This window comes from Sporosarcina sp. P29 (assembly GCF_002743265.1).
Classification (GTDB): domain Bacteria; phylum Bacillota; class Bacilli; order Bacillales_A; family Planococcaceae; genus Sporosarcina.
In genome coordinates, this window is record NZ_PDYX01000080.1 from 1 (window position 1) to 448 (window position 448).

The following is a 448-nucleotide window of genomic DNA, read 5'->3' on the forward strand; positions in this document are numbered from 1 at the left end:
CGACTATAATGACGGGAATTGTGGTGCAGAAGTTATCCAAGCACCAACTTGTCTAGACTTTGTACTAACAATTAAAGATGTCGATGGTGAAAGTCTAGATTCTTCCACTACAGTAACAGTAAAAGATAAGAATACAGGTGAGGTAATTGTAGAAGACGCCAAAACTGATAATTCAGGAAAGCTTGCTATCTCAGATTTAAAGCCAAGTGAATATGAAGTTCACGATGTAGATGGTGAATATCTAGGCGAGTTTGACGTTGATCTTGATTGTGCAGCAGAAATTCAGCCAGCACCAAAATGTACAGACTTCTTATTTACTGTAAAAGATGAAAACGGAGCGATTCGTCCTAATGTCGAAGTAACTGTAAAGAGTAAAAGCGGAGAATCTATGATTACAAAGACGACAGATGAAAAGGGAACAATCAAAGTACCTTCAAACACTTTGCCA

1 protein-coding gene is annotated in these 448 nt (G+C 37.9%); it reads left to right on the top strand.

From position 1 onward, the window contains the following. Positions 1-448 (top strand): hypothetical protein (locus CSV68_RS17240; protein WP_158233537.1); only part of this gene is annotated, 448 nt, incomplete at both ends.